Genomic DNA, 23,493 nt, shown 5'->3' with positions numbered 1-23,493 from the left:
CAACAGCAACGATCAGACTTTTCAGATTTAGGCGAGAGAAGGAATCAGCACAGTGCTGGACGTCAACTTCTTCGATGAGCTTCGTATCGGCCTCGCGACCGCGGACGACATCCGCACGTGGTCGCACGGCGAGGTCAAGAAGCCCGAAACCATCAACTACCGCACCCTCAAGCCCGAGAAGGACGGCCTCTTCTGCGAGAAGATCTTCGGCCCGACTCGCGACTGGGAGTGCTACTGCGGTAAGTACAAGCGTGTCCGCTTCAAGGGCATCATCTGTGAGCGCTGTGGCGTCGAGGTCACCCGTTCCGCGGTTCGCCGTGAGCGCATGGGTCACATCGAGCTCGCCGCTCCGGTGACGCACATCTGGTACTTCAAGGGTGTCCCGAGCCGCCTGGGCTACCTGCTCGACCTCGCCCCGAAGGACCTCGAGAAGGTCATCTACTTCGCGGCCTACATGATCACCTCGGTCGACGAGGAGCAGCGTCACGCCGACCTGCCGTCGCTCGAGAACCAGATCGAGGTCGAGAAGAAGGAACTCGAGAACCGTCGCGACGGCGACATCAACACGCGTTCGTCCAAGCTCGAGGCCGACCTCGCGGAACTCGAGAAGGAGGGCGCCAAGGCTGACGCCCGCCGCAAGGTGCGCGAGTCCGCCGAGCGCGAGATGACGCAGATCCGCAAGCGTGCGGACCAGCAGATCGAGCGCCTCGAGCAGGTCTGGGACCGCTTCAAGAACCTCAAGGTCCAAGACCTCGAGGGCGACGAGGTCCTCTACCGCGAGATGCGCGACCGTTTCGGTCTGTACTTCGAGGGCGGCATGGGCGCCGCTGCACTGCAGAAGCGCCTCGAGAACTTCGACCTCGACGCCGAGGCCGAACTGCTGCGCGAGATCATCGCCACGGGCAAGGGCCAGAAGAAGACGCGTGCGCTCAAGCGCCTGCGCGTCGTCACGGCCTTCCAGCAGACCGAGAACAAGCCTGCCGGCATGGTTCTCAACTGCGTTCCGGTCATCCCGCCGGACCTGCGCCCGATGGTTCAGCTCGACGGTGGCCGTTTCGCGACGTCCGACCTCAACGACCTGTACCGCCGCGTGATCAACCGCAACAACCGACTCAAGCGACTGCTCGACCTCGGTGCGCCGGAGATCATCGTCAACAACGAGAAGCGCATGCTTCAGGAGGCCGTCGACGCGCTGTTCGACAACGGCCGCCGTGGTCGTCCGGTCACCGGTCCGGGCAACCGTCCGCTCAAGTCGCTCTCCGACATGCTCAAGGGCAAGCAGGGTCGCTTCCGTCAGAACCTGCTCGGTAAGCGCGTCGACTACTCCGGCCGTTCGGTCATCGTCGTCGGCCCGACCCTGAAGCTGCACCAGTGTGGTCTGCCCAAGCAGATGGCGCTCGAGCTGTTCAAGCCGTTCGTCATGAAGCGTCTGGTCGACCTCGAGCACGCGCAGAACATCAAGTCGGCTAAGCGCATGGTCGAGCGTGCTCGCCCGGTCGTGTGGGACGTCCTCGAAGAGGTCATCCGTGAGCACCCCGTGCTGCTCAACCGTGCACCGACGCTGCACCGTCTCGGCATCCAGGCGTTCGAGCCCCAGCTCGTCGAGGGCAAGGCCGTCCAGATCCACCCGCTCGTCTGCTCGGCCTTCAACGCCGACTTCGACGGTGACCAGATGGCCGTCCACGTGCCGCTGAGCTCCGAGGCGCAGGCCGAGGCCCGCATCCTCATGCTCTCGAGCAACAACATCCTCAAGCCCGCCGACGGTCGTCCCGTGACGATGCCGACGCAGGACATGATCATCGGCCTGTTCCACCTCACCTCCGAGGTGCTCGACGCCGACGAGATCAAGGACGAGGACATCCGTTCGTTCTCGACCGTCGCCGAGGCCCGCATGGCCTTCGACGCCGGCGAGATCAAGATCGGCACGCCGATCTCGGTTCGCCTTCGCGACTTCGTTCCGACGGCCGGCACCTCGCTGCCCGAGGGCGTCGAGGCCGACGAGAACGGCTTTGTCTCCGAGCTGCGTATCCGTACGACGCTCGGTCGCGCGATCTTCAACGGCACGCTGCCCGAGGACTACGAGTACATCAACAAGCCCGTTGACAAGAAGGTCCTCTCGGCCATCGTCAACGACCTTGCGGAGCGTTACTCGAAGGTCCAGGTCGCGGCGTCGCTCGACGCTCTGAAGGAGACCGGTTTCCACTGGGCCACGCGCTCGGGTACGACCGTCGCCATCTCGGATGTCGTCATGCCGTCGAACAAGAACGAGATCCTCGAGGGCTACGACGCGAAGGCCGCGAAGGTCCAGCTCCAGTTCGACCGTGGTCTCATCACGGACGACGAGCGCCGTCAGGAGCTCATCGAGATCTGGACGCAGGCGGCCAACGAGGTCTCCAAGCAGATGGAGAACAACTTCCCGAAGGACAACCCGATTTACCGCATGGTGAACTCGGGTGCCCGAGGTAACTGGTTCCAGCTGCGTCAGCTCGCGGGTATGCGTGGCCTCATGGCCAACCCGAAGGGCGAGATCATCCCGCGTCCGATCAAGGCCAACTTCCGTGAGGGCCTGTCGGTTCTGGAGTTCTTCATCTCGACCCACGGTGCTCGTAAGGGTCTGGCCGACACCGCTCTGCGTACGGCTGACTCGGGTTACCTCACGCGTCGTCTCGTCGACGTGTCGCAGGACGTCATCATCCGCGAGGAGGACTGTGGCACGAAGCGCGGTCTCGTCCTGCCGATCGCGCAGCGCAACGCCGACGGCGCGCTCGTCGAGCACGAGGACGTCGAGTCGAGCGTGTACGCACGTAACGTCGCGACCGACATCGAGATCGACGGCAAGACGTACCTGCAGGCCGGTGACGACCTCGGTGATGTCGCGCTCGACGCGCTGATCGAGGCCGGCATCGAAGAGGTCAAGGTCCGCTCGGTCCTCACCTGTGAGTCCCGCGTCGGTACGTGTGCGAAGTGCTACGGCCGTTCGCTGGCCACCGGCAAACTCGTCGACATCGGTGAGGCCGTCGGTATCATCGCGGCCCAGTCGATCGGTGAGCCCGGTACCCAGCTGACGATGCGTACCTTCCACACCGGTGGTGCTGCCGGTGACGACATCACGCAGGGTCTGCCCCGAGTCGTCGAGCTCTTCGAAGCTCGTACGCCGAAGGGTGTCGCCCCGATCGCCGAGGCCGCCGGAAAGATCGAGATCGAGGAGACGGACAAGGCCCGTCGAATCCACCTCGTTCCGGACGACGGCTCCGAGCCGCACGCCTACCCGGTGAGCAAGCGTGCGCGCCTGCTCGTCGCGGACGGCGACCGCGTCGAGGTCGGCACGCTGCTCGTGCAGGGTGCGATCGACCCGAAGCAGGTGCTGCGCATCCTCGGCCCGCGTGAGGTGCAGAAGCACCTCGTCGACGAGGTCCAGGGCGTGTACCGCCAGCAGGGTGTGTCGATCCACGACAAGCACATCGAGGTCATCGTGCGCCAGATGCTGCGTCGCGTGACGATCATCGAGGCCGGCGACACCGACCTGCTCCCGGGTGAGCTGGCGGAGCGCGCGCGCTTCGAGGACTCTTCGCGTCAGGCTCTCGCCGAGGGCGGACGTCCGGCGTCGGGTCGTAGCGAGCTCATGGGTATCACGAAGGCGTCGCTGGCCACCGAGTCGTGGCTGTCGGCCGCTTCGTTCCAGGAGACGACGCGCGTCCTCACCGAGGCCGCGATGAACGCCAAGAGCGACCCGCTGCTGGGCCTCAAGGAGAACGTCATCCTCGGTAAGCTCATCCCGGCCGGTACCGGCCTGACGCGCTACCGCAACGTCAAGGTCGAGCCGACGGAAGAGGCGAAGGCCGCGATGTACGCGCTGCCGGACTACCAGCCGTACGACTACCCGGTCTTCGGCCCGGGTTCGGGTGAGGCCGTCCGCCTGGACGACGCTTCGCTCGGCTTCGACAGCTGATCGTTCGCAGGACCAACGCCGAAGGCGGCCCCGGTTTCGACCGGGGCCGCCTTCGGCGTTTCAGTTGAGCTGTGCGTATGGGGAGGACCCCTGTCGGGCTCGCACGTGCTGGGTCAGCTCGCGAGTTCTCCCTCGCGGAACTGGCGCAGGATGCCCTCGACCGTCGCCGAGACGCCGACGGGCAGGGGAGTGGTGGCGTACGCGTCGAGCTCCGGCAGCACCATGGAGCGCAGTCGCAGGTCGCTCGACTGCGCGGAGGCCAGCTTGGAGGCGGCGTAGATGACGTGCGGCTTGCGCTTCGTCAGGTGACGTAGCAGGCCGATCAGCTCGCCGATCGTCACACCGTTGCCGCTGGCGAGGATCTTCGTCGTGTGCGCGAGGTCGCGCTCCTCGGCCGTCTCGACGAAGGCGAGCGCCATGGCGGCGCAGTCGTCGGCGTAGAGGTAGTCGCGGATCGTGTCGATCGGCACGTAGACCCCGAGCGGGCTGCCGGAGACGAGCGTGCGGCCGAGGTGGGAGATGAGTCCCTGCATCTTGGCCAGGTTCTGTCCCGGGCCGTAGAGGTTGGCGATGCGGCCGATGGCGAGGCGCTGATGTGCGTCACCGAGGATTCTCGTCGCGACCTGCTCCATGGCGAGCTTCGCGTGGCCGTAGGGCGCCAGAGGAGCGGGTTCGGTTGCCTCGGTGAAAGGCCGAGGACCGTCGGCACCGGCGAGCAGGCCGCCGGCCGACGAGGCCAGAAACACGGTGCCGCGCTGGTCGCCGGCCGCTGCGGTGAGGTGCTCGAGGAATCCGGCGAACTCCTCGACCTCCCGATCGAGCGCCTCCTGGGACGTGCCGACCACGCCGGCGCCTGCGCACCACATGACGCGCCACGGCGCGTCTTCGACACTCGCGAGAAGAGCGTTCGCCGCGGCGGCCAGGTCGCCCGGCGCGTCCGCTGTGCTCCACCGGACGCGGGCGCGCAACGCCCGGTCACCGAGCAGCGTGCTGACGGACGAACCGAGCAGGCCGCTCGATCCGACGACGAGCGTCGGACGATCAGCCATCACGTCGCGCGGGCTGCTCGACGCCGGCCTGGGGCCCGCTCTGAGCGCGGTCGCGGCCGAGGGGTCCGGCAGCCGGATCGGGCACGATGAGGTACAAGGGCTTACCCATCGCCATGTTGACGTTGACGCCGATGTACTCGGCGATCATGCCGAGCGAGATGAGTATCGCGCCGCCGATGATGAGGAGCGCGACCATGAGAGACGGCCACCCCGAGGGCAGGCTGGGCTCGAAGAAGAGTTTCGCCACGACGAGGACGACGGTGAGGACGAGACCGGCGATCGCGGCGACCACGCCGAGGAGGCTGACGGCACGCAGGCCGCGTGTACCGCTGGTGAGGAACATCCGCCAGAAGTGGCCGAAGAGACTCTTGTAGTTGTAGCCCGAGGGGCGGTCGCCCTCCTCGCGCAGATCGATCGGGCAGGTGGCGACGTCCTTCGTCACCCAACCGAGCGCCACGTCGAGGTAGATGTTCGGACCCGCGTACGCGGCGACACTGCGACCGATGGAGCCCAGCATCAGGCGGAAGCTCTGGAAGTCCTTGGCGTTCTTCAGGCCCGACGCGGAGCTGAGCACACGCTTGGCGCCCACCGAGGCGAGATTGCGTACGAAGCCGTGGGGCGGAGGGTTGCGCGCCATGCTGTAGACGAGACTCGCCTGCTGGGTGAGAGCGGTGTCGAGCATGTCGGCGATGAACTTCGGGTCGTGCTGACCGTCCTCGTCCATCGTGACGATCCAGTCACCGCCGGTGGACGCCATACCCGCCAGCGTCGCCGCGTGCTGTCCGAAGTTGCGGCTCAACCAGACCGGACGGACCACGGGGTGCGCCTCGGCGAGAGCACGCATGGTGTCGTCGCTCGCGTCGGGTCCGTTGTCGTGCACGAGAAGGATTTCCGACACCTGGAACTCGGTTCCGCGCGCGGTTCGGCTGGGCTCGGTGTAGGGGAGCAGCTCGTCGATCACCGAGGGCAACGTGGTCTCACCCTGGTAGACCGGAATCACGATGGAGATGGTGTGCAAGTGCGTGCCCTCGCCCTGAGTCGCCGGAGACTGGATCAACGACATCGTAGACGCAGGCCGGCAGCACGGGCTGGGGGGCCACCGTCGAGGCGGCGACCCGACGTCGACCCGCACGACGCGGGCCCCTCCGGAGGGGGTGCTCCGACGATGACGCCGCAGGAGCGTCGAGGGATCCGGGTGGCGACACCTCAGGCGGCGTGTCGGGTTGCGGTCCAGGCCGGATTTGGCCGCGTGCACCCCGACTCGGTACTCTTGATGGGTGCTTGGGCGGAAGTCTGCCCATTGCCACACCCTCGCCGGGCAGTCGTATGTCAGGCAAGGTCCGCCGGACCGGCGGATCGTCTGCGCGAAAGTGCAGGGGAGGGGTCGCGCCGGACACGCCCGAGAGCGTGGGTGCGCGGCATGACAAGGAGCTCGTCGGCCCAGGTCGGCGAGCGGAACAGAAACGACACGTTCGGAGAACCAGGTTGCCTACGATCAACCAGCTCGTCCGTAAGGGTCGCCAGGACAAGGCCGTCAAGGCTGCAACTCCGGCTCTTAAGGGCAGCCCCCAGCGACGCGGTGTCTGCACCCGCGTCTACACCACGACCCCGAAGAAGCCGAACTCGGCTCTGCGCAAGGTCGCCCGCGTCAAGCTCACCTCGGGTATCGAGGTCACGGCCTACATCCCGGGCGTCGGCCACAACCTGCAGGAGCACTCGATCGTGCTCGTGCGTGGCGGCCGTGTGAAGGACCTTCCCGGTGTGCGCTACAAGATCATCCGCGGCTCGCTCGACACCCAGGGTGTCAAGGGCCGTAACCAGGCGCGTAGCCGCTACGGCGCGAAGAAGGAGAAGAAGTAATGCCTCGTAAGGGTCCTGCTCCTAAGCGCCCCCTCGTCGTCGACCCGGTCTACGGTTCGCCGCTCGTCACGCAGCTCGTCAACAAGATCCTCATGGATGGCAAGAAGTCCATCGCTGAGCGCATCGTGTACGACGCCCTCGAAGGCTGCCGCGAGAAGACGGGCACCGACCCGGTCGTCACGCTGAAGCGTGCGCTCGACAACATCCGTCCGTCGCTCGAGGTCAAGTCCCGCCGCGTCGGCGGTGCGACCTACCAGGTGCCGATCGAGGTCAAGCCGGCCCGCGCCACGACGCTCTCGCTGCGTTGGCTCGTCGGCTACTCGCGTCAGCGTCGTGAGAAGACGATGACGGAGCGCCTGATGAACGAGATCCTCGACGCCAGCAACGGCCTGGGTGCCGCTGTCAAGCGTCGCGAGGACACGCACAAGATGGCCGAGTCCAACAAGGCCTTCGCGCACTACCGCTGGTGATCGAGTTGGGGTGGCGGTCCGTTCTCTTCGTAGAATGGATCGGGCCGTCACCCCGGCTCACCCAGTACTGATACTGAACTTCGAACGAGAAGAGACACCGTGGCACAGGACGTGCTGACCGACCTGAAGAAGGTCCGCAACATCGGCATCATGGCGCACATCGACGCCGGCAAGACGACGACGACCGAGCGCATCCTCTTCTACACCGGCGTCAACCACAAGATCGGTGAGACGCACGACGGTGCGTCGACGACCGACTGGATGGAGCAGGAGAAGGAGCGTGGCATCACGATCACGTCCGCTGCTGTGACGTCGTTCTGGGAAGGTACCCAGATCAACATCATCGACACCCCGGGTCACGTGGACTTCACGGTCGAGGTCGAGCGCTCGCTGCGCGTTCTCGACGGTGCCGTCGCTGTCTTCGACGGCAAGGAGGGCGTCGAGCCCCAGTCCGAGACGGTGTGGCGCCAGGCTGACAAGTACGACGTTCCGCGCGTCTGCTTCGTCAACAAGATGGACAAGATGGGCGCTGACTTCTACTTCACCGTCCAGACGATCAAGGACCGCCTCGGTGCGGAGCCGCTCGTGCTCCAGCTGCCGATCGGTGCCGAGAACGACTTCGTCGGTGTCGTCGACCTCATCTACAACCGCGCTCTCGTGTGGCCGGGTGACGCCAAGGGTGACGTCACCATGGGTGCCAAGTACGAGATCCAGGAGATCCCGGACGACCTCAAGGCCAAGGCCGAGGAGTACCGCAACGCGCTCGTCGAGCGTGTCGCCGAGTCCGACGACGACCTCATGGAGAAGTACCTCAGCGGCGAGGAGCTGACCGAGGACGAGATCAAGGCCGGCATCCGCAAGCTCACGGTCGACTCCGAGCTCTACCCGGTCCTGTGTGGCTCCGCATTCAAGAACCGCGGCGTCCAGCCGATGCTCGACGCCGTCGTCGACTACCTCCCGAGCCCGCTCGACGTGCCGCCGATGATCGGCCACGTCCCGGGTGACGAGGAGCAGGAGATCACACGTAAGCCGGCTCTCGACGAGCCCTTCTCGGCCCTCGCGTTCAAGGTCGCTGCGCACCCGTTCTTCGGTTCGCTCACCTTCATCCGCGTCTACTCGGGCAAGATCTCCGCCGGCTCGCAGGTCGTCAACACGACCAAGGGCAAGAAGGAGCGCATCGGAAAGCTCTTCCAGATGCACGCCAACAAGGAGAACCCGGTCGACGAGGCACAGGCTGGTCACATCTACGCCGCCATCGGTCTCAAGGAGACGACGACGGGTGACACCCTGAGCGACCCGAGCAGCCAGATCGTCCTCGAGTCGATGACGTTCCCGGAGCCGGTCATCTCGGTCGCCATCGAGCCGAAGACGAAGGGTGACCAGGAGAAGCTCTCCACGGCCATCCAGAAGCTGGCTCAGGAAGACCCGACCTTCCAGGTCGAGCTCGACGAGGAGACCGGCCAGACCATCATCCGTGGTATGGGCGAGCTCCACCTCGACATCCTGGTCGACCGCATGAAGCGCGAGTTCAAGGTCGAGGCCAACGTCGGCGCCCCGCAGGTGGCGTACCGCGAGACGATCCGCAAGGCCGTCGCGAAGTACGACTACACGCACAAGAAGCAGACCGGTGGTTCCGGTCAATTCGCGAAGGTCCAGATCACCTTCGAGCCCCTCGACACGTCCGAGGGCGAGCTCTACGAGTTCGTCAACGCCGTCGTCGGTGGTCGCGTGCCGCGTGAGTACATCCCCAGCGTCGACAACGGCATCCAGGACGCCATGCAGCAGGGTGTCCTCGCCGGTTACCCGCTGGTGGGCCTCAAGGCCACGCTGGTCGACGGTGCCTACCACGACGTCGACTCCTCGGAGATGGCGTTCAAGATCGCCGGCTCCATGGCACTGAAGGAGGCCGTCCGCAAGGCCGACCCGGTGCTGCTCGAGCCGATGATGGCAGTCGAGGTCCGTACGCCCGAGGAGTACATGGGCGACGTGATCGGCGACATCAACTCCCGCCGTGGCCAGATCCAGGCCATGGAGGACGTCAGCGGCGCCAAGGTCGTTCGTGGCCTCGTTCCGCTGTCGGAGATGTTCGGGTACGTTGGTGACCTTCGCTCCAAGACGCAGGGTCGTGCCAACTACACGATGCAGTTCGACTCGTACGCCGAGGTTCCCCGGAGCGTCGCGGACGAGATCATCAAGAAGATCCGGGGCGAGTGAACGGGTCCGTCCCGTCTAGAGACCCGTAACACAACCTGTAAACAACAGACGCGTCCCGGCGCCTTCAACCCCGAAGGCGACAAAGCGTTTGACCAACACAAGTCCTGAGGAGGACCCAAGTGGCGAAGGCGAAGTTCGAGCGGAGCAAGCCGCACGTCAACATCGGCACCATCGGTCACATCGACCACGGCAAGACGACGCTGACGGCAGCAATCTCTAAGGTTCTGCACGACAAGTACCCGGAACTCAACCCCTTCACGCCGTTCGACGAGATCGACAAGGCGCCGGAGGAGAAGCAGCGCGGTATCACGATTTCGATCGCGCACATCGAGTACCAGACGGAGAAGCGTCACTACGCTCACGTTGACTGCCCCGGTCACGCTGACTACGTGAAGAACATGATCACCGGTGCTGCTCAGATGGACGGCGCCATCCTCGTGGTCGCGGCCACCGACGGCCCGATGCCGCAGACGAAGGAGCACGTCCTCCTGGCCCGCCAGGTCGGCGTTCCCTACATCGTCGTCGCGCTGAACAAGGCTGACATGGTCGACGACGAGGAGATCATGGAGCTCGTCGAGATGGAGGTCCGCGAACTGCTGTCCTCCTACGACTTCCCGGGTGACGACCTGCCGGTCGTTCAGGTCTCGGCGCTCAAGGCGCTCGAGGGCGACGCCGAGTGGGGCGACAAGCTCATGGAGCTCATGAACGCTGTCGACGACTCCATCCCGGAGCCGGAGCGCGACATCGACAAGCCGTTCCTCATGCCGGTCGAGGACGTCTTCACGATCACCGGTCGTGGAACCGTCGTCACGGGCCGCATCGAGCGCGGTGTCCTGAACGTCAACGAGGACGTCGAGATCGTCGGCATCCACGAGGGCCCGGCCACCAAGACGACCGTCACGGGCATCGAGATGTTCCGCAAGCTGCTCGACGAGGGTCGCGCCGGTGAGAACGTCGGTCTGCTCCTTCGCGGTGTCAAGCGCGAGGACGTCGAGCGTGGCCAGGTTGTCGTCAAGCCGGGTTCGATCACCCCGCACACGGACTTCGAGGGTCAGGTCTACATCCTCTCGAAGGACGAGGGTGGCCGGCACACGCCGTTCTACGACAACTACCGTCCGCAGTTCTACTTCCGTACGACGGACGTCACGGGTGTCGTTCACCTGCCCGAGGGCACCGAGATGGTCATGCCCGGCGACAACACCGACATGACGGTGGAGCTCATCCAGCCCATCGCCATGGAGGAGGGCCTGAAGTTCGCCATCCGTGAGGGTGGTCGTACGGTCGGCGCCGGTCGCGTCACCAAGATCATCAAGTGATCTGATCCCTTCGGGGATCCATCCGCAAAGGGTCTCGAGGCATTCGCCTCGGGGCCCTTTGCCATGCTCGGGGCACTGTCTGCGGCGCCGTAGGATGTTCCGGTGCTGAACCGCCGTAACGCCCCACCACTCGTCGTCCTGCTCCTCGTGGTGTTCGCCGCTCCGGTTCTCGTCGACGTCGAACCGCTTGCGGCTTTGCGGTACGCCCTGTGGACGGCTTTGTGGTGGGTCTTCGGTTGGGCCCTGGTCGGGCGCTACACCACGGGTGGGTTCGAGCGAGCCACGATCGGCGCGGCCGTGGGCATCGGGGCGCAACTCGCGAACTGGCTTCTGTGGCAGGTCGTCGGTGCGCCGTCGTTCACGGTTGCCGGCGGCGTAGTGGCCCTCGTCGCGGCAGGCGTTCTGGAGCGACGCGCCAGGAATCGAACGGCACTGCTCAGCGGCGACGAGCACGACGTGGCCGACGAGCGCGTCGGGCAGCGCGAGGCTGCGGTTCGGGGCATCCCGACCGGCTCGCTGTGGCTACTCACCGTGGCGACGTTCTGGATGGCGTGGCTCTTCGTCGGATTCGGACGTCACCAGTCGCGCCCGCCCGGTCCCAGCACGATGTACCAGGACCTGTACTGGCACGTTGGAATCGCTGCGGAACTCAAACGGGCGGCGCTGCCCACGGTTCCTCACGTCGAGGTCCTCGGTCAGCTCAACTATCACTGGTTGAGCAACGCCTACATGGCGTCCGGGAGCCTGGGCTCCTTCACCTCGACGTCGGACGTGGCGACGCGCCTGTGGTACCTGCCTGTTGTTGCTCTGGCGCTCGCCCTCTGCCTCGTCGTCGGGCGCAGGCTGAGCGGGGCCTGGATCGCAGGGACGGCGGCGATCGTCCTGTTCGTGATTCCGGCAGGCATCGTGCCCATGGCCTGGAAGGGCCCGACCGGCCCGACGACGGCTTTCGTCTGGCCCAGCCCGTCGCAGATCTTCGGTCTCGTCTTCACCCTGTGGGCCGCGTGGCTGTTCGTGCCGATCCTGCGGGGAGCACGCATCGGCTGGAAGGGCGCCATCGTCTGCTTGGTGACCGCCTTCGTGTGCGCCGGCGCGAAGTCGAGCATCCTGCCGGTCTTCTGCTGCGGGGCCCTCGCGGTGGGGGTCGTGTACGTTCGCAGGTCTGCGGTGCGACGTGGTGCCGCGATCGTCTTCGGTTCCTGCCTCGCCGGAATCGCCCTCGCGTTGCCCCTGTTCGCGGGCGGCTCCGCCGGGTCCAAGATCCGACTCTTCTCAAGCTTCCGGCACCAGAGCCCGTACAAGCACTACGTCGAGCCGCCGAACACGTTCGACCACGGCCCCTTCGTGATGCCGCATCTCGAGACAACGGGAGTGGTCGTGCTCGTTGTCGGTCTGCTCGTGGCTCTCGCCGTGCAGTACGGCTACGCCGCAACGAGCGTCGCCCTGGGGCGCACGTGGCGGACCGACCCCGCACCCGTCTTCCTGCTCGCGTCCTTCGCGGCGAGCCTCGCCGCCTACCTGCTCGTGGACCACACGGGGATGTCGCAGGGCTACTTCCCGATGGGCGCCCTGCCCCTCATCGCCCTCCTTGCAGGGTGGGGATTCGCCGAGCTGTGGGAACGAAGCGCCTCGCGCCGGTGGCAGATGCTCTCGGTGGGATTCGTCATCGGTGGGCTGCTGCTTCTGGCCCTTCGTTGGGCGAGCGGCACATCGGTGCCCGACCGGACGGACATCCCGGCAAGCGTGCTCGCCTTCGCGCTCCTGACGCTGGCGCTCGTCGTCGGTGCACTCGTGGTCAGTCGTTACCGGCCGCTCGTCGGAGCCGGAATCCTCTTCGGAGCGGCACTGGTCTTTCCCGCGTTCAACGTCGGCAAGAACAACGGTGGAAGCCTGTTCTCCACCGTGACGGACGACAAGGCATGGACCGTGTCCGCACAGGAGACGTCTGCGGCACAGTGGGTTCGAGATCACTCGGGCGAGACGGACGTCGTGGCCACCAACGTCCACTGTCGGGTGCCCGAGGACGCCGAGTGCGACTCGCGCGCCTACTGGGTGAGCGCGCTGACCGAGCGGCGGGTCTTCATCGAGGCATGGGGCTACACCGATCCCGCGCAGCGCAACGCAGGTAGGGGCGGTCTACCGGCGACGTCGCAGCCGTTCTCGGATCAGAAGCTCTTCGCGCTCAACGAGAAGGTCTTTCACGATCCCGACCGCAGCACAGTCGAGCAACTGCAACGGCGGGGAGTCCGTTGGCTCTACGCCGACACCGCGGCCAGCGACGTCTCTCCCGACCTCGCGGATTACGCGGATGCCGTACATCACTCCGGAACCGTCACGGTCTATCGACTGGACTAGGGGAACGCACGAACGTGGGCCGGGGGCACGCGATGGTCCCGGCCCACGTTCGTTCGAACTCAGAGCGTGCCGCTCTGGCCGACGTAGCAGGTGCTCGCCTTCCAGTCGCGCGGCGCTTCGTGCAGCTCAGCCTTGAAGGTGCCGCTCTTGGCGCCCTTGACGTCCGGCAGGCCGTGGCCGACGATCACACGCTTGTTCGCGTCCATGCAGATGGCCCGGATCCCGGTGACCGGCGAGTCACCGTTCGCGGCGTAGTTGCCGGTGATGACCGGGCGGCGGTTCGGGCCGTCGTTGTTGATCTTGACGTTGCTCATCGTGATGTCGTCCGAGCGGTCGTCGGTCTCGTTCTTGGTGAGGCTGAGGCGCACCTTCTTGATGCCCGCCGGGGCCTTGCCGAGCTTGGTGCTGATCTTGATCATGTCCTTGCCCTTGCCGACCTTGATCGTGTCCTCGACCGTGCCGATCACCTTGCCGCTCGCGTCGAGCATGTCGTAGCGGACCGTGGCCTTGCCCGGGCCGGTGCCGTCGACCTTGAGGACGGCGTAGAACTCGCCGTACTTGCTGTCCGGACGCTTCTGGTAACCACCTGCGGTGACGAGCGTCGCCTTCGTCACGGGGCCGCTGGGCAGGCTGGCGGCCTGTTCGGGTGATGCTGCCCCCTGGTCCTTCTCGTCCGTCGTGCCGGCGTCCTCGGTCGGGTCGGAGGGCGTCGTCGTGGACGACGTCGTGTCTTCGCTCGACTTCTCGGACTGCGTCGACGGCGAGGCCTCGTCCGTGCTGCTGGACTTCGACGTGGTCGAGGAGGAACCGCTCCCGCCGGTTGCCGACTCCGGGCCACAGGCGCCGAGAGCCAGCGCCGAGGCGACGGAGAGGGAAAGAACCGTAGCTCGTGTCGTCTTACGCATGATCGTCTTCCTTCGTGTGTGAGCCGGGCTGGATGAACGTCCGACGGGCCTGCGCGCCAGGAGGTTCCATCGAATTCGTATACGGCGGAAGTCTGCTCGAACCCGAGGCGGCGTTGGGGGAGTGAGACGAGTCTGGCTGCGGGGCTCCGTGCGTGGAAGGATGAGAACGACTGTGAGCGACCGGAAGGAACCCGATGACCCTCGCCGACATGGCCGCCGATGACCTGGCGGGCCTGGTGACATCCCTGCGTGACGAGTACGAACAGCTGAAGGGCAAGGGGCTGAAGCTCGATCTGACGCGCGGCAAGCCTTCGGCCGAGCAGCTCGACCTTGCGAACGCCTTGCTCACCCTCCCCTCGCAGACGACGGCCGACGGCGTCGACGTACGCAACTACGGCGGGCTCGCGGGCCTCCCTGAGATCCGCAGCATCTTCGCCGAACTGCTCGGTGTGGGGCTCGACCAGATCGTCGCGGGCAACAACTCGAGCCTCACGATGATGCACGACACCCTCGTGTACCACCTCCTGCGTGGCGGCCTCGACTCCCCGCGCCCCTGGGCACAGGAGGAGAAGGTTCGCTTCCTGGCCCCTGTGCCCGGCTACGACCGCCACTTCGCGCTCCTGGAGTCGTTCGGCATCGAGATGATCACCGTCCCGATGAACGACGACGGCCCCGACGCCGAAGAGTGCGCCCGCCTCGCGGCGACCGACCCGAGCATCAAGGGCATGTGGGTCGTGCCCACCTACGCGAACCCGACGGGGGCCGTCTGCTCCCAGGAGGTCGCGGCCGCGCTCGCCGCGATGCCGACCGCAGCTCCCGACTTCCGCATCTTCTGGGACAACGCCTACGCCGTGCACCACCTCGACGGCGTGGAGGCCAAGACGGCGGACATCGTCAGCCTCGCGCAGGCCTCGGGTCACCCGAACCGCCCGATCATGTTCGCCTCGACGTCGAAGATCACCTTCGCCGGTGCCGGTGTCGCCTTCCTCGCGGGCTCGCGCGACACCGTGGCCTGGTACCTCGAGAACCTGGGCAACGGTTCCATCGGGCCGGACAAGGTCAACCAGCTCGCCCATGCCGAGTTCTTCGGTGACGCAGCCGGGGTGCGCGCACACATGGCCAAGCACCGCGACATCATGGCGCCGAAGTTCGCCGCCGTCGGCGCAGCCCTCGAGGCTCGGCTCGGAAGCTACGACGTCGCGCGGTGGAACACGCCGCACGGCGGCTACTTCGTCAACCTCGACGTCGTGCCCGGCACGGCCTCACGCGTCGTGGAACTCGCGAAGGAAGCCGGCATCGCGCTGACACCCGCCGGCTCGTCGTTCCCCTACGGCAAGGACCCGAAGGACGAGAACATCCGTCTCGCACCGTCGCTCCCTCCGCTCGACGAGGTACGCACGGCCATGGAGGGTGTCGCCCTCTGTGTGCTGCTCGCAGCGGCCGAGGCGAAGAACACAGCCTGAACACGACACTCGACCGAACCACGGTCCCGTGCCGGGGTTCGAGAGGCCGGGCCCGCCCGGGGCGCACCGTGCTCGAACCGAGCGGTGCGCTCCGAGGTGGACTCGGTCGGTGTGTGAGGGCAAGGCGCGGTGTGGCCATCGCCACGGCCGCCCCGATTTGGCCATCGCCGGGGCATCTGGCACTATGGACAAGTTGCTTGACGCGTGGTGAAGGTCCGTACCTGCACTGCCGCCTCTGAAACGCACCTGTTCTGCGCCTCCTGAAGGTGCGACCACCCCGAGCGGGTGACGTGCGATTCAGGGAAGCGCAAGCACCGGCTGAAAAGCCCTCGCCTCCCCGACGGAGGCGACGGCCCGAAGGGGTCGCGACACGCCCGAGCGCGTGGGTAGGGAGCCGGCACTGAACATGATTGGCGAGAAGAGAGACTCACGCGAATGGCGGGACAGAAGATCCGCATCCGACTGAAGTCGTATGACCACGAGGTCATCGACAGCTCGGCGCGCAAGATTGTCGACACGGTGACCCGTGCAGGCGCAACGGTCGTCGGACCGGTGCCGCTGCCGACGGAGAAGAACGTTTTCTGCGTCATCCGGTCGCCGCACAAGTACAAGGACAGCCGCGAGCACTTCGAGATGCGTACGCACAAGCGCCTCATCGACATCGTTGACCCGACGCCGAAGGCCGTCGACTCGCTCATGCGACTCGACCTCCCGGCTGACGTCAACATCGAGATCAAGCTGTAAGCGAGGGTTTGACTCATGACTGCAACCACTGAGCGCTCCGTGAAGGGGCTCCTCGGCGAGAAGCTCGGCATGACCCAGGTCTGGGACGCCGACAACCGCCTCGTCCCCGTCACGGTCGTCGCCGTCGGCCCCTGCGTCGTCACGCAGGTCCGTAACGCTGACGCCGACGGCTACAACGCGGTCCAGATCGGCTACGGCCAGATCGACCCGCGCAAGGTCACCAAGCCGCTGACCGGCCACTTCGAGAAGGCCGGCGTCACGCCGCGTCGTCACCTGGCCGAACTGCGTACCTCCGACGCCGGCGAGTACTCGCTCGGCCAGGAGATCACGGCCGAGGCTTTCGAGGCCGGCCAGAAGGTCGACGTCGTCGGCCGCACCAAGGGCAAGGGTTTCGCCGGTGTCATGAAGCGTCACGGCTTCGCCGGTGTCTCGGCCTCGCACGGTGCGCACCGTAACCACCGCAAGCCGGGCTCGATTGGTGGCTGCGCCACGCCGGGTCGTGTCTTCAAGGGCATGCGTATGGCCGGTCGCATGGGCGGCGTTCGCCAGACCACCCAGAACCTCCAGATCCACGCCGTTGACGCCGAGAAGGGTCTGCTGCTCATCAAGGGTGCCGTTCCCGGCCCCGCGGGCGCTGTCGTTCTCGTGCGTACGGCACTCAAGGGAGCCTGAGCATGACTACCGTTGACATCCTGAGCCCTGAGGGCAAGAAGTCCGGTTCTGTCGAACTGCCGGCTGACATCTTCGACGTTGTCACCAACGTGCCGCTGATCCACCAGGTCGTGGTGGCTCAGCTCGCAGCAGCTCGTCAGGGCACTCACGCCACCAAGACCCGCGGCATGGTCCGCGGCGGTGGCCGCAAGCCTTACCGCCAGAAGGGCACCGGTCGCGCCCGCCAGGGCTCGACCCGCGCGCCGCAGTTCGCCGGCGGTGGCACCGTCCACGGCCCGCAGCCGCGTGACTACAGCCAGCGCACGCCCAAGAAGATGAAGGCCGCCGCTCTGCGTGGCGCCCTGTCGGACCGTGCACGCTTCGAGCGCATCCACGTTCTCGAGTCGGTCGTCGCGGGCGAGACCCCGTCGACGAAGGCCGCCGCGAAGTTCCTCGCGTCGCTGTCCGACCGCAAGAACCTGCTCGTCGTCATCGACCGCTTCGACTCGGTCTCCGAGCTCAGCGTTCGCAACCTGCCGAACGTTCACGTTCTGTGGGCCGACCAGCTCAACACGTACGACGTGCTGTGCGCCGACGACATCGTGTTCACGAAGGCCGCCCTCGACGGCTTCGTCTCCGGTGGCGCTGCACAGGTGAAGGAGGAGGCCAAGTGAGCTCGCTGAACAAGGACCCGCGCGACGTCATCATCAAGCCGGTGGTGTCGGAGAAGTCCTACGCGCTCCTCGACGAAGGCAAGTACACGTTCATCGTTGACCCCCGTGCGAACAAGACGGAGATCAAGATCGCCATCGAGCAGATCTTCGACGTCAAGGTCGCTTCGGTGCACACGCTGAACCGCAAGGGCAAGACGCGCCGTACGCGTTTCGGCATGGGTAAGCGCAAGGACAGCAAGCGCGCCATCGTCTCGCTCACGGAAGGCAACATCGACATCTTCGGTCAGGCTTCCTGACCAACAGATGACGATCGCCGAATCAATCCAAGACTGAGGACGACTTAGACCCATGGCTATTCGCAAGTACAAGCCCACGACCCCCGGTCGTCGTGGCTCGAGTGTGGCCGACTTCGTCGAGATCACTCGCTCCACGCCCGAGAAGTCGCTGGTGCGCCCGCTCTCCAAGACCGGTGGCCGCAACGCTTCCGGTCGTATCACGACCCGTCACATCGGTGGTGGCCACAAGCGCGCCTACCGTGTGATCGATTTCCGCCGCGCGGACAAGGACGGTATCCCGGCCAAGGTCGCTCACATCGAGTACGACCCCAACCGCACCGCCCGCATCGCGCTGCTTCACTACGCCGACGGCGAGAAGCGCTACATCGTTGCGCCGAACCGCCTGAAGCAGGGTGACCGCATCGAGAACGGCCCCGAGGCCGACATCAAGCCGGGTAACAACCTGCCGATGCGTCACATCCCCGTCGGTACGGTCATCCACTGCGTCGAGCTCCGCCCCGGCGGTGGCGCGAAGATCGCCCGTTCCGCGGGTGTTCGCGTTCAGCTCGTCGCCAAGGACGGCCCCTACGCCCAGCTGCGTATGCCCTCCGGTGAGATCCGCAACGTCGACGTCCGCTGCCGCGCGACGATCGGCGAGGTGGGCAACGCCGAGCAAAGCAACATCAACTGGGGCAAGGCCGGCCGCATGCGTTGGAAGGGCAAGCGCCCGACCGTCCGCGGTGTCGCCATGAACCCGGTGGACCACCCGCACGGTGGTGGTGAGGGTAAGACCTCTGGTGGTCGTAACCCCGTCAGCCCGTGGGGCCAGAAGGAAGGCCGCACCCGCCGCCCGAACAAGGACAGCGACAAGCTCATCGTGCGTCGCCGTCGCACTGGCAAGAAGCGCTGATAGGAGCCTTTCGAAATGCCTCGTAGCCTCAAGAAGGGCCCCTTCGTCGACGATCACCTCGCGAAGAAGGTCGAAGCCCAGAACGCCGCCGGCACGCAGAACGTCATCAAGACGTGGTCGCGCCGCTCGATGATCACCCCGGACATGCTCGGCCACACCCTGGCCGTGCACGACGGCCGCAAGCACGTCCCGGTCTTCGTGACCGAGAGCATGGTCGGCCACAAGCTGGGTGAGTTCGCTCCTACTCGTACCTTCAAGGGTCACGAGAAGGACGACAAGAAGGGTCGCCGTCGCTGACGCGGCGGGGGTACTCCACCATGACTGACGAAAGTAAAGGGACAGCGATGGAAGCCAAGGCGCAGGCGCGGCACGTCCGCGTAACGCCGATGAAGGCCCGCCGCGTCGTGGACATGATCCGTGGCAAGCAGGCCGCTGACGCGATCGCGCTGCTGCAGTTCGCTCCGCAGGCGGCCAGCGAGCCGGTTCTCAAGACGCTCAACAGCGCCATTGCGAACGCACGATTCACGGCGGACAAGAACTCCGCGGCCTTCGACGAGAACGCGCTGGTCGTCACGACAGCGTTCGTCGACGAGGGTCCGACCATGAAGCGATTCCGTCCGCGCGCTCAGGGTCGCGCAAGCCGCATCCTCAAGCGCACGAGCCACATCACGATCGTTGTGGGCGAGCGCGACTCGAAGGGAGGTAACCGCTGATGGGTCAGAAGATCAACCCGAACGGTTTCCGCCTCGGTATCACCACCGAGCACAAGAGCCGCTGGTTCGCCGACTCGACCAAGCCGGGTCAGCGCTACAGCGACTACGTCAAGGAAGACGTCGCGATCCGCAAGCTCCTCTCGGAGGGCATGGAGCGCGCCGGCATCGCCCGCGTCGACATCGAGCGCACGCGTGACCGCGTTCGCGTCGACATCCACACCGCTCGCCCGGGCATCGTCATCGGTCGCCGCGGCGCCGAGGCCGACCGCCTGCGCGGTCGCCTGGAGAAGCTCACGGGCAAGCAGGTCCAGCTGAACATCCTCGAGGTCAAGAACCCCGAGGCCGACGCTCAGCTCGTCGCCCAGGGCATCGCCGAGCAGCTCTCGGCCCGCGTGTCCTTCCGACGCGCGATGCGCAAGGGCATCCAGTCCGCACAGCGCGCCGGCGCCAAGGGCATCCGTGTCCAGTGCTCCGGCCGTCTGGGCGGCGCAGAGATGAGCCGTTCGGAGTTCTACCGCGAGGGTCGTGTGCCGCTGCACACGCTGCGCGCGAACATCGATTACGGCTTCTTCGAGGCCAAGACGACGTTCGGTCGCATCGGCGTCAAGGTCTGGATCTACAAGGGTGACCTGACGGCCAAGGAGCTCGCTCGCGAGCAGGCCGCCGCCCCGCAGCGTCCGCAGCGCGGTCGTCGTGGCGACGGTCCCCGCGGTGAGCGTGGAGAGCGCGGTCGCGGTCGCGGCCAGCGTTCGGAGCAGACCGCACAGGCGAACGACGTGGCCACCGAGACCACCGAGTCCGCCCCGAAGACCGAGGGAGCTGAAGCCTGATGCTTATTCCCCGTCGTGTTAAGCACCGCAAGCAGCACCACCCGAAGCGTACTGGTATGGCCAAGGGCGGCACCGAGGTGACGTTCGGCGACTACGGCATCCAGGCTCTCGAGCCGGCCTACGTCACCAACCGTCAGATCGAGTCCGCTCGTATCGCCATGACGCGCTACATGAAGCGTGGCGGAAAGGTGTGGATCAACATCTACCCGGACCGTCCGCTCACGAAGAAGCCGGCCGAAACCCGCATGGGTTCCGGTAAGGGTTCGCCGGAGTGGTGGGTCGCCAACGTCAAGCCGGGCCGCGTCATGTTCGAGGTCAACGGTGTGTCCGAAGAAGTTGCTCGTGAGGCCATGCGCCTGGCGATGCACAAGCTGCCGATGAAGTGCCGCTTCGTCGCGCGTGAAGGTGGTGACATCTGATGGCCAAGGGTTCGGAGGACCTGCAGCCGCAGGCACTGCGCGAGATGACGGACGAGGTGCTGGCTACGAAGCTCGCAGAGGCGAAGAAGGAACTCTTCAACCTGCGCTTCCAGTCGGCTACCGGCCAGCTCGAGAGCTCGGCACGTCTGCGTTCCGTCCGCACGGACATCGCGCGTATCTACACGGAGATGCGTGAGCGCGAGCTCAACATCGGCCGTGACGAGAAGGTTGGCTGAAGATGAACGACAAGCAGGAGACCGCCGTGAGCGAGAGCGCCGAGCGTAACTACCGCAAGACGCGCCAGGGCTACGTCGTCAGCGACAAGATGGACAAGACGGTCGTCGTCGAGGTCGAGGACCGCGTCAAGCACGCGCTCTACGGCAAGGTCATGCGCCGTAGCAGCAAGGTCAAGGCCCACGACGAGCAGAACAGCGCCGGTATCGGCGACCGCGTGCTCATCATGGAGACCCGCCCGCTGTCGGCAACCAAGCGCTGGCGCATCGTCGAGATCCTCGAGCGCGCCAAGTAAGCCGGATGGCACAGCCGGAGCCGGGGCAGTTCTGAGCCACGCACACCACGGGAGACGAGCCTGCTCGTCCCCCGTGGGAGGGCGCAGATTACCCCGGTTTTTGGCTGTGCGGGCCGGTATGAGACCATTAAACGTTCCGCAAGGCTCGCTCAGGTAGGGCGAGAACCAGTGAGACGACAGGAGTAGAAACTGTGATTCAGCAGGAGTCGCGACTTCGTGTCGCCGACAACACCGGTGCCAAGGAGATCCTGTGCATCCGCGTGCTCGGCGGCTCTGGCCGTCGGTACGCCGGCATCGGTGACACCATCGTGGCCACCGTCAAGGACGCCATCCCCGGTGGCAACGTCAAGAAGGGTGACGTCGTCAAGGCCGTCATCGTTCGCACCAAGAAGGAACGCCGTCGTGCAGACGGCTCCTACATTCGCTTCGACGAGAACGCGGCCGTCATCCTCAAGGGCGACGGCGACCCGCGTGGTACGCGCATCTTCGGCCCGGTCGGGCGCGAGCTGCGCGACAAGAAGTTCATGAAGATCATTTCGCTTGCCCCGGAGGTGCTCTGAACCATGGCGGCCAAGATGAAGATCAAGAAGAACGACCTCGTCCAGGTCATCAGCGGCCGTTCCGAGAAGAACGGTGGCGACAAGGGCAAGCAGGGCAAGGTCATTGCCGTGTTCCCGGAGACGCAGCGAGTCCTCGTCGAGGGCATCAACCGCGTCACGAAGCACGTCAAGGCCGGTCAGCCCGGTGCCGGCACCGGCGGCCTCACGGTCGTCGAGGCGCCGATCCACGTCTCGAACGTGGCCCTGGTCGACCCTGAGACGAACAAGCCCACCCGTGTGCGCACCCGCGTCGAGCAGGTCGAGCGCGACGGCAAGACCAAGAACGTGCGTACCCGCGTGGCCGTGCGTTCCGGTAAGGACCTGTGATGTCTGAGACCACCAAGACCACCCCGCGTCTCAAGACGCGCTACGCCGACGAGATCAAGGGCCAGCTGCAGGGCGAGTTCAACTTCGCCAACGCGATGCAGGTTCCGGGTGTCGTCAAGGTCGTCGTCAACATGGGTGTCGGCGACGCCGCGAAGGACAGCAAGCTGATCGAGGGCGCCATCCGCGACCTCGAGGCGATCACCGGTCAGAAGCCGGCCGTCACCAAAGCGCGCAAGTCCATCGCTCAGTTCAAGCTGCGCGAGGGTATGCCCATCGGTGCGCACGTCACGCTGCGTGGCGACCGCATGTGGGAGTTCCTCGACCGTCTGGTCTCGGTTGCGCTCCCGCGTATCCGTGACTTCCGCGGCCTGTCGCCGAAGCAGTTCGACGGCAACGGCAACTACACGTTCGGTCTGAACGAGCAGTCGATGTTCCACGAGATCGACCAGGACAAGATCGACCGCGTGCGCGGCATGGACATCACCGTTGTGACCACGGCCGCCAACGACGACGAAGGCCGCGCCCTGCTGCGCGCCCTCGGATTCCCGTTCAAGGAGAAGTGACGATGGCGAAGACCGCACTGATCAACAAGGCGAACAAGAAGCCGAAGTTCGGCGTCCGTGCCTACACGCGCTGCCAGCGCTGTGGCCGTCCGCACTCGGTTTACCGCAAGTTCGGCCTCTGCCGTATCTGCCTGCGGGAAATGGCGCACGCCGGCGAGCTGCCCGGCGTCACCAAGTCCAGCTGGTAAGAACTCACAACTCCCACAATTCTCTCTACACCGTAGGTCGACCAGGACTGGTTGAAACCCCGGTGAGGAAGGGCGGAGAAGCCCAATGACCATGACCGACCCGATCGCGGACATGTTGACGCGAGTCCGGAACGCCAACTCGGCGCACCACGACTCGACGTCCATGCCGTTTTCGAAGCTGAAGTCCCACATCGCTGAGATTCTCGAGCGCGAGGGTTACATCGCCGGCTGGACCGTCGAGGACGCCCGCGTCGGAAAGACGCTCACGATCAACCTGAAGTACGGCCCGAACCGTGAGCGCGCCATCGCCGGCGTGCGTCGCGTGTCGAAGCCCGGTCTTCGCGTGTACGCCAAGTCCACGAACCTCCCGCGGGTTCTCGGTGGCCTCGGCGTTGCCATCATTTCCACGTCGTCCGGCCTCCTGACCGACAAGCAGGCAGCCGCGAAGGGTGTGGGCGGGGAAGTCCTCGCCTACGTCTGGTAATCAGGA

The 23,493-nt window shown here is 65.8% G+C and carries 26 protein-coding genes; 23 read left to right on the top strand and 3 right to left on the bottom strand.

Annotation, left to right across the window (positions count from 1 at the left end; translation table 11 throughout):
• Positions 1-52 precede the first annotated feature (52 nt).
• Positions 53-3,949, top strand: coding sequence for a DNA-directed RNA polymerase subunit beta' (locus H7F30_RS14420; protein ID WP_047310402.1), 3,897 nt, complete (start codon positions 53-55; stop codon positions 3,947-3,949).
• A 113-nt stretch (positions 3,950-4,062) separates the two neighbouring features.
• Here the strand turns inward: H7F30_RS14420 and H7F30_RS14415 are convergent, their stop codons facing one another.
• Positions 4,063-4,998 (bottom strand): NAD-dependent epimerase/dehydratase family protein, encoded by a 936-nt coding sequence (locus H7F30_RS14415; protein ID WP_187035902.1) that lies wholly within the window; start codon positions 4,996-4,998, stop codon positions 4,063-4,065.
• Entirely contained in the window at positions 4,991-5,998 is a 1,008-nt protein-coding gene (locus H7F30_RS14410) for a glycosyltransferase (RefSeq protein ID WP_231579492.1), read from the bottom strand. The genes H7F30_RS14415 and H7F30_RS14410 overlap by 8 nt, the downstream gene beginning before the upstream one ends.
• Positions 5,999-6,483: 485 nt before the next feature.
• Between H7F30_RS14410 and rpsL the strand changes: the two genes are divergently transcribed.
• The 5 genes from rpsL (at position 6,484) to H7F30_RS14385 (ending at position 13,213) form a co-directional block, all read left to right on the top strand.
• Positions 6,484-6,858: a 30S ribosomal protein S12 gene (gene rpsL / locus H7F30_RS14405; RefSeq protein ID WP_047310400.1), complete on the top strand. Its 375-nt coding sequence runs from the start codon at positions 6,484-6,486 to the stop codon at positions 6,856-6,858.
• Positions 6,858-7,328 carry a 30S ribosomal protein S7 gene (gene rpsG, locus H7F30_RS14400; protein ID WP_047310399.1) on the top strand — a complete coding sequence of 157 codons (471 nt, stop codon included), beginning with the start codon at positions 6,858-6,860 and terminating at the stop codon, positions 7,326-7,328. The genes rpsL and rpsG overlap by 1 nt, the downstream gene beginning before the upstream one ends.
• Positions 7,329-7,427: 99 nt before the next feature.
• Complete coding sequence (gene fusA, locus H7F30_RS14395; RefSeq protein ID WP_187035898.1) at positions 7,428-9,542, top strand: elongation factor G; 2,115 nt, start codon at positions 7,428-7,430, stop codon at positions 9,540-9,542.
• Positions 9,543-9,661: 119 nt separating this feature from the next.
• Positions 9,662-10,858, top strand: a complete 1,197-nt coding sequence (gene tuf, locus H7F30_RS14390) for an elongation factor Tu (protein ID WP_047310397.1) — start codon at positions 9,662-9,664, stop codon at positions 10,856-10,858.
• 102 nt (positions 10,859-10,960) lie between these two features.
• On the top strand, positions 10,961-13,213 hold the full coding sequence (locus H7F30_RS14385; protein WP_187035895.1) for a hypothetical protein: 2,253 nt from the start codon (positions 10,961-10,963) through the stop codon (positions 13,211-13,213).
• A gap of 59 nt (positions 13,214-13,272) precedes the next feature.
• On the opposite strand, the gene H7F30_RS14380 is transcribed toward H7F30_RS14385, so the two are convergent.
• Positions 13,273-14,118 (bottom strand): hypothetical protein, encoded by an 846-nt coding sequence (locus H7F30_RS14380; RefSeq protein WP_047310395.1) that lies wholly within the window; start codon positions 14,116-14,118, stop codon positions 13,273-13,275.
• A gap of 194 nt (positions 14,119-14,312) precedes the next feature.
• Between H7F30_RS14380 and H7F30_RS14375 the strand changes: the two genes are divergently transcribed.
• The 17 genes from H7F30_RS14375 to rpsH all read left to right on the top strand — a co-directional run bounded on the left by H7F30_RS14375 (position 14,313) and on the right by rpsH (position 23,487).
• Entirely contained in the window at positions 14,313-15,581 is a 1,269-nt protein-coding gene (locus H7F30_RS14375) for an aminotransferase class I/II-fold pyridoxal phosphate-dependent enzyme (protein WP_187035893.1), read from the top strand.
• Between the two features lie 435 nt (positions 15,582-16,016).
• Positions 16,017-16,325: a 30S ribosomal protein S10 gene (gene rpsJ / locus H7F30_RS14370; RefSeq protein WP_006946210.1), complete on the top strand. Its 309-nt coding sequence runs from the start codon at positions 16,017-16,019 to the stop codon at positions 16,323-16,325.
• 15 nt (positions 16,326-16,340) lie between these two features.
• Entirely contained in the window at positions 16,341-16,997 is a 657-nt protein-coding gene (rplC, locus tag H7F30_RS14365) for a 50S ribosomal protein L3 (RefSeq protein ID WP_118912237.1), read from the top strand.
• Between the two features lie 2 nt (positions 16,998-16,999).
• Complete coding sequence (gene rplD / locus H7F30_RS14360; RefSeq protein WP_187035891.1) at positions 17,000-17,650, top strand: 50S ribosomal protein L4; 651 nt, start codon at positions 17,000-17,002, stop codon at positions 17,648-17,650.
• The gene (gene rplW, locus H7F30_RS14355; protein ID WP_187035890.1) at positions 17,647-17,946 is read left to right on the top strand and encodes a 50S ribosomal protein L23; all 300 of its coding nucleotides are present in this window, start codon (positions 17,647-17,649) and stop codon (positions 17,944-17,946) included. The genes rplD and rplW overlap by 4 nt, the downstream gene beginning before the upstream one ends.
• A 52-nt stretch (positions 17,947-17,998) precedes the next feature.
• Positions 17,999-18,835 carry a 50S ribosomal protein L2 gene (gene rplB, locus H7F30_RS14350; protein WP_187035888.1) on the top strand — a complete coding sequence of 279 codons (837 nt, stop codon included), beginning with the start codon at positions 17,999-18,001 and terminating at the stop codon, positions 18,833-18,835.
• A 15-nt stretch (positions 18,836-18,850) separates the two neighbouring features.
• Entirely contained in the window at positions 18,851-19,132 is a 282-nt protein-coding gene (gene rpsS / locus H7F30_RS14345) for a 30S ribosomal protein S19 (protein WP_047310389.1), read from the top strand.
• 47 nt (positions 19,133-19,179) lie between these two features.
• Positions 19,180-19,548, top strand: coding sequence for a 50S ribosomal protein L22 (gene rplV, locus H7F30_RS14340; RefSeq protein WP_187038116.1), 369 nt, complete (start codon positions 19,180-19,182; stop codon positions 19,546-19,548).
• The gene (gene rpsC, locus H7F30_RS14335; RefSeq protein ID WP_047310387.1) at positions 19,548-20,378 is read left to right on the top strand and encodes a 30S ribosomal protein S3; all 831 of its coding nucleotides are present in this window, start codon (positions 19,548-19,550) and stop codon (positions 20,376-20,378) included. Before rplV ends, rpsC begins: the two co-directional genes overlap by 1 nt.
• On the top strand, positions 20,378-20,797 hold the full coding sequence (rplP, locus tag H7F30_RS14330) for a 50S ribosomal protein L16 (RefSeq protein ID WP_047310386.1): 420 nt from the start codon (positions 20,378-20,380) through the stop codon (positions 20,795-20,797). Before rpsC ends, rplP begins: the two co-directional genes overlap by 1 nt.
• Entirely contained in the window at positions 20,797-21,033 is a 237-nt protein-coding gene (rpmC, locus tag H7F30_RS14325) for a 50S ribosomal protein L29 (RefSeq protein ID WP_047310385.1), read from the top strand. Before rplP ends, rpmC begins: the two co-directional genes overlap by 1 nt.
• 2 nt (positions 21,034-21,035) lie before the next feature.
• Positions 21,036-21,326: a 30S ribosomal protein S17 gene (gene rpsQ / locus H7F30_RS14320; RefSeq protein ID WP_047310384.1), complete on the top strand. Its 291-nt coding sequence runs from the start codon at positions 21,036-21,038 to the stop codon at positions 21,324-21,326.
• A gap of 191 nt (positions 21,327-21,517) precedes the next feature.
• The gene (rplN, locus tag H7F30_RS14315) at positions 21,518-21,886 is read left to right on the top strand and encodes a 50S ribosomal protein L14 (protein ID WP_006946197.1); all 369 of its coding nucleotides are present in this window, start codon (positions 21,518-21,520) and stop codon (positions 21,884-21,886) included.
• Between the two features lie 3 nt (positions 21,887-21,889).
• Positions 21,890-22,252, top strand: a complete 363-nt coding sequence (rplX, locus tag H7F30_RS14310) for a 50S ribosomal protein L24 (RefSeq protein WP_047310383.1) — start codon at positions 21,890-21,892, stop codon at positions 22,250-22,252.
• On the top strand, positions 22,252-22,815 hold the full coding sequence (gene rplE / locus H7F30_RS14305) for a 50S ribosomal protein L5 (RefSeq protein ID WP_047310382.1): 564 nt from the start codon (positions 22,252-22,254) through the stop codon (positions 22,813-22,815). The genes rplX and rplE overlap by 1 nt, the downstream gene beginning before the upstream one ends.
• Positions 22,816-22,817: 2 nt before the next feature.
• On the top strand, positions 22,818-23,003 hold the full coding sequence (locus H7F30_RS14300; protein WP_047310381.1) for a type Z 30S ribosomal protein S14: 186 nt from the start codon (positions 22,818-22,820) through the stop codon (positions 23,001-23,003).
• A gap of 85 nt (positions 23,004-23,088) precedes the next feature.
• Complete coding sequence (rpsH, locus tag H7F30_RS14295; RefSeq protein ID WP_047310380.1) at positions 23,089-23,487, top strand: 30S ribosomal protein S8; 399 nt, start codon at positions 23,089-23,091, stop codon at positions 23,485-23,487.
• Positions 23,488-23,493: the final 6 nt, after the last annotated feature.

This window comes from Dermacoccus sp. PAMC28757, from assembly GCF_014302635.1.
GTDB classification, from domain to species: Bacteria; Actinomycetota; Actinomycetes; order Actinomycetales; family Dermatophilaceae; genus Dermacoccus; species Dermacoccus abyssi.
The sequence above is the reverse complement of the archived record's forward strand: the minus strand, read 5'-3'. Positions and strand labels throughout refer to the sequence as shown.

Bases quoted from the DNA above. Each gene is read 5' to 3' on its own strand.
- H7F30_RS14375 (WP_187035893.1), top strand. From the start codon at position 14,313: ATGACCCTCGCCGACATGGCCGCCGATGACCTGGCGGGCCTGGTGACA.
- rpmC (WP_047310385.1), top strand. From the start codon at position 20,797: ATGGCCAAGGGTTCGGAGGACCTGCAGCCGCAGGCACTGCGCGAGATG.
- rpsH (WP_047310380.1), top strand. From the start codon at position 23,089: ATGACCATGACCGACCCGATCGCGGACATGTTGACGCGAGTCCGGAAC.
- rplC (WP_118912237.1), top strand. From the start codon at position 16,341: ATGACTGCAACCACTGAGCGCTCCGTGAAGGGGCTCCTCGGCGAGAAG.
- H7F30_RS14380 (WP_047310395.1), bottom strand. From the start codon at position 14,118: ATGCGTAAGACGACACGAGCTACGGTTCTTTCCCTCTCCGTCGCCTCG.
- rpsJ (WP_006946210.1), top strand. From the start codon at position 16,017: ATGGCGGGACAGAAGATCCGCATCCGACTGAAGTCGTATGACCACGAG.
- rpsC (WP_047310387.1), top strand. From the start codon at position 19,548: ATGGGTCAGAAGATCAACCCGAACGGTTTCCGCCTCGGTATCACCACC.
- rplV (WP_187038116.1), top strand. From the start codon at position 19,180: ATGGAAGCCAAGGCGCAGGCGCGGCACGTCCGCGTAACGCCGATGAAG.
- rpsS (WP_047310389.1), top strand. From the start codon at position 18,851: ATGCCTCGTAGCCTCAAGAAGGGCCCCTTCGTCGACGATCACCTCGCG.
- rplD (WP_187035891.1), top strand. From the start codon at position 17,000: ATGACTACCGTTGACATCCTGAGCCCTGAGGGCAAGAAGTCCGGTTCT.
- rplX (WP_047310383.1), top strand. From the start codon at position 21,890: ATGGCGGCCAAGATGAAGATCAAGAAGAACGACCTCGTCCAGGTCATC.
- H7F30_RS14300 (WP_047310381.1), top strand. From the start codon at position 22,818: ATGGCGAAGACCGCACTGATCAACAAGGCGAACAAGAAGCCGAAGTTC.
- rplP (WP_047310386.1), top strand. From the start codon at position 20,378: ATGCTTATTCCCCGTCGTGTTAAGCACCGCAAGCAGCACCACCCGAAG.
- rpsQ (WP_047310384.1), top strand. From the start codon at position 21,036: ATGAACGACAAGCAGGAGACCGCCGTGAGCGAGAGCGCCGAGCGTAAC.
- rplE (WP_047310382.1), top strand. From the start codon at position 22,252: ATGTCTGAGACCACCAAGACCACCCCGCGTCTCAAGACGCGCTACGCC.
- H7F30_RS14415 (WP_187035902.1), bottom strand. From the start codon at position 4,998: ATGGCTGATCGTCCGACGCTCGTCGTCGGATCGAGCGGCCTGCTCGGT.
- rplB (WP_187035888.1), top strand. From the start codon at position 17,999: ATGGCTATTCGCAAGTACAAGCCCACGACCCCCGGTCGTCGTGGCTCG.
- rpsG (WP_047310399.1), top strand. From the start codon at position 6,858: ATGCCTCGTAAGGGTCCTGCTCCTAAGCGCCCCCTCGTCGTCGACCCG.